The organism is Intrasporangium sp. (assembly GCF_032907665.1).
Classification (GTDB): Bacteria; Actinomycetota; Actinomycetes; order Actinomycetales; family Dermatophilaceae; genus Intrasporangium.
In genome coordinates this window covers 1-4318 of sequence record NZ_JAJJPG010000109.1, presented here as the reverse complement: position 1 = coordinate 4318, position 4318 = coordinate 1, and the positions used below count along the sequence as shown (strand labels likewise).

Sequence of the window (4318 nt, the reverse complement as noted above, 5' to 3'; positions counted from 1 at the left end):
TGCGGACGGCCTCGTCCTCGAGGTCGGTGCGGCAGTGGCCGGCCCGGCGTGGTTCGAGCCGGCCAGGGCGAGGTCGAGGGCGGGGCCAGAGCGGGGGATCAGTTCGATGTGATCGATCGAGCTGGACCTCGATCGATCACATCGACCGTGGTCAGGCGACGGTCGGCCCCGGGTAGCGGGGTCGGTCCGTCGCGGTCTGCTCGGAAGGCATGAGGATCCACAGGATGGGGTAGACGAGGAGCTGGCTCCCCGGGATCACGAAGAGCAACAGGACGAAGAGGAGTCGGGCTGGCCAGGGAGCAAGTCCGAAGCGTCGCCCCAGTCCTGCGCAGACACCCCCGAGGACGCGATCCTGACGGGGTCGGACGAGGCCCTGGTCGGCGAAGGTCTGGTGAATGTCATGCATGGTCGTGACTCTCTCGAGGCGGGCCAGGAGGGCATCTCCTGACATCTCCACTGTGCGCCCACCACGCTCGGGGATCTATCGGGCGGCGCCCTGACCCGACCCGGATCCGTCCCCGACCTCCCCCTGACGCAACCCCGGACCCCGCCCCGAGCCGCCCTGGAGCTGACCCTGAGACGCCACGAGGCCTGCCCCGAGGTCCCAGTTGGGGAAGAGGGTCACTCGTCGACGTGCGGCGGTCTGGGGTGCTCCCTCGGTGACGTTCCTTCTGGGTGCGTTCCCGTCGGTGGCGCTCCCTCTGGTGCGGTCAGCGGCTGGACCAGGCATCTGCGGCGGCGAGGAGCTGGCGCACGTCCTCGGGCAGCTCTCCGGTGCGGACCCGGGTCGGAGGAGGTGCGATCGGGGACCTCGCGGAGGCCGGCGCGGAGCCGTTCGTCGGCTGTCCGCCCGTGGTGCCGTCGGGTGTCCGACGAGTGGTACACGCCGCGCTACATCGCCGCGACGCAGAGGCTAGGCAGGTGGTGGGCGACGTCGGCAGATGACGTCCCGTGTGGGGCGCGGGCCGCCCACCTCGGCCAGGCCGGCCGGCCGGCAGGCGGCGTGGCGCGGCATGCCCCGGGGTGGTGAGGTGTCGTCCCCTCACCACCCCGGGACCCTTGGACCTGCCAAGGAACCGGCCCGGGCGCCGCGGCGTCCGGGGGTCGTCGGCCACGGTAACCCCGCGGGCCACGACCTGACCACCCCGATCTCGCAGCCGCATTCACCCCGCCGCCACGATGGGTTCCCCACGTGCACCAGGCGATCTCTCGCGACGTCACTCGGTCCGGCCCGGCGCAGCCGTCGATCCGAGGGGCACGAGCGGCACGAGGGCGGCCAGGGTCAAGGCGCACGAAGCGGGGCGCCGGACAGTTCCTCCCTGGTGGCTCTCATCTGCCGACAGGGAGGAGGAGTTCAATAGAGCCAAGTTATTGGTCCACCAACTATTGATTATGTCTCAGAGTGGGGGAGGGGTCCCCGGAGGCTCAGTCTGCGCTCGAGAGTGACCGCACGCAGAGGCGGGGTCCCACCTGTGTCGTGGAGGCCTCCTCGACAGGGTCACCGCGGACTGTGACCCGGGCGCCGGGCGCTGCGTCGACGGACCAGCCGGGCGGCAGCACGAGCTCCCAGATGACGCCGCCATCCTCGGTGAGGACGAGCGGGTGCGTCTCCACCTCGGCGTGGGACAGCGTCCCGGTAACGACGACCTCCGCCGGGCGGGGTCGCCCGGAAGCCTGCTCGATCGAACGGCGCACGTGCTCACGCAGCTCCTCGGCGCCGAGGCTCTCGGAACGAGGAGCGGGGAGGCCCCGGCGCCTGCCGGAACCTCCCCGCTGGCTGCGGTCGGACATCGTCTACGGGACGTCCACCCGGACGATCGTCGGGTTGGGCATGCCGTCCACGCCCGAGTAGGCGACCGAGCCGAGGTACTTCGTCTCCGCGTCGAGCCCACTGAAGGCCAGCGAGATCGTGCCCGTCTCACCGAGGGTGGCCGAGCCCGGGGCGGTCACGGTCATGTTGCCCGCGTCCGCGCCGCCGAGCACCCAGCTGTGGAGCCGGTACGGCGTGGTGCCGAGGACGCCCCAGCCCTGGACGACGACGGTGTAGGTCGCCGCCACCGGATTGAGCAGGTTGACCTCCTCAGCCGACGTGCCGGAGCCACTGCTCCCGACCAAGGTGGTGCCCCGGAAGACACACAGGTCGAGGTCGGTTCCCGGGTTGACGTCCGCGTCGAAGAGCGAGAAGCGGGCGTAGGTCGTGCCTGCCGGGACGGCGACGTCGGTCAGCTGCGCGTTCGGGGAGCTGAGCGAGCACGTCGAGTCGGTCGGGTCGTCGGCGACGGTGCCCGCGGTCACGTCGGCGGGGACGAGCCCGCGCGCCGTGGCCGAGAAGTCGCCGGTGTAACCGAAGGTCACGTCGTAGCTCGTCCCGTCCGGATCGGCCGCGACCTGGGCGGGCGCGGCGAGAGCGACCGGGCGGACCACGATGGGCGAGCGCACGGTGTGCGTGCCGTCCGACCAGGCCAGCTGTCCGCCCGTGTAGGCGTTGAGGGCTGCCGTGGTGCGCGTGAAGGCGACCGTGAACGACTGCGTCTCACCCGGGGCCAACGTCAGGCTGGACGGCGAGACCTTCGTCGTGATCCCCGACATGCCGCTCACCGACGCGGTGTAGGTCGCCTGCGTGGAGCCGACGTTGGTCACCTTGCGGGTGACCGTCTGCACGCCGGCGAGGTCACCGATGGCGATCGAGGCTCCGTTGAAGTCGCTCGCGTCCGTGCTGTACCCCGCGTTGGTCAGGGCCGTGCACGTGGCGGGACCGACCGCACGGCTGGTGCCGCAGAGGAAGGCCAGCCACTCGTTCCACGAGCTGTCGTAGACGAGGCCTGGATCCGCCGCGGAGTTGGGCTGCACGTGGCCCGCGCCCTGGCGGAAGATGAGCAACGGATTGGTGCTGGGCGGAGGCGTACCGCCGTCGAGGACGTCGTAGCCGGTCGTCATGAGCGCGCTCTTGATCGCCATCGGCGACCAGTCAGGGCGGAGGTCCTTGAGCAATGCCGCCAGACCAGCGACATGCGGACTCGACATCGACGTGCCCGAGATCTGGTTGAAGCCGTAGCCTTGGTTCGTCACGGGCGAGTATGCCGCGAGGACGTCCTGGCCCGGGGCGATGACGTCGGGCTTGAGCAGGTCGCCGCCACCAGCTCGGAGCGGTCCGCGCGACGAGAAGCTCGCCGTGAACGGCGCCGGCTCGTCGGTCGTCAGCGTCGCGACGTTGATCGTCGCGGTGGCTCCCGCCGTTCCGGCGTAGGCCTTGACCTCTGCGTAGACGTCGCTGTCGAGGTGGACGGTCGGCACGTAGTGGAAGTCGGCGTTGATCGAGCTGGTCGAGGTGTTGACGAGGACCATCCCGGCGCCGCCGGCCTCCCGAACCGCGAGGCTCTTGTTGGTGCGCGCCGTCGCGCCGCGCTCACAGAGCACGATCTTGCCCGCTACCTTGGCCTCGTCGAGAACGTTGCCCCCATCCGCGCTCGAGAAGCACAGGCGCACCTCGTCCGGGTCGGCACCGGGCTTGCCGGCCGACTCGGCGTCGATGAAGTCCGTGCTCACCGCTTCGGAGGCCAGCGACGCGCCGGCGTAGGTCTCTCCGTTGCCGAGGGTCACCGAGCCGTTGCCGCTGCGACTGTGGGTGCCGGCGGCGACGGTCGTGATCCACGGCGACGGGTGGTTGACCGTCGAGGCCGTCGGGCCGCTGTTGCCCGCCGACGCGGCCACGAAGACGCCGGCGTCGGCCGCGAAGAGGAACGAGATCTCGACCGGGTCGGCGAAGTTCGTCGACGTGCCGCTGATCGAGTAGTTGATGACGTCAACGCCGTCGGCGACGGCCGTGTCGATGGCGGCAACGAGGTCGGACGACGTGCCTCCGGCGCTGTCGCCCGACTCGGTCGACCACAGCGCCTTGTAGGCCGAGATCCGGGCCCGCGGCGCCATGCCGCTGATGCCGTCGGGTGCGACCGCGGCGCCCAGCCCGTCGACGGGCACGTTGTGGTTGCCGCCCGACGTGCCGGCCGTGTGCGTGCCGTGGCCGTTGTAGTCACGGGGCGAGTTGAACTCCCACGGACGCAGCGCATCGATCCCCGCGTCCCCGCCCCAACCCTGGTTGAAGTGGCGGGCCGCGACGAGCTTCTGGTTGCAGTTCTTGCCGGTGAACTCCTCGCCGACCTGGCACCGGCCGTTGAAGCTGGGCAGGTTGGTGTAGGCGCGCTTCGCGCCGGGGGCGAAGGAGGGGGTGCCGGTCGCGTCGACGCGGTCGGCGAAGGAGAGCGACTCGGGCCAGATGCCGGAGTCGATGATGCCGATGACGACGTCCTCGCCGGCGCTC

At 70.8% G+C, this 4318-nt stretch carries 3 protein-coding genes; all 3 read right to left on the bottom strand.

All coding sequences use genetic code 11. The features are described 5' to 3' along the window. Positions 1 to 151: 151 nt before the first annotated feature. Complete coding sequence (locus tag LOY02_RS14575) at positions 152 to 406, bottom strand: PspC domain-containing protein (protein ID WP_317183087.1); 255 nt, start codon at positions 404 to 406, stop codon at positions 152 to 154. Between the two features lie 1019 nt (positions 407 to 1425). Next, positions 1426 to 1791 carry a hypothetical protein gene (locus LOY02_RS14570; RefSeq protein ID WP_317183086.1) on the bottom strand — a complete coding sequence of 122 codons (366 nt, stop codon included), beginning with the start codon at positions 1789 to 1791 and terminating at the stop codon, positions 1426 to 1428. Between the two features lie 3 nt (positions 1792 to 1794). Next, positions 1795 to 4318, bottom strand: a 2524-nt coding sequence (locus LOY02_RS14565; RefSeq protein ID WP_317183085.1) for a S8 family serine peptidase, incomplete at its 5' end; no start/stop codon positions are given.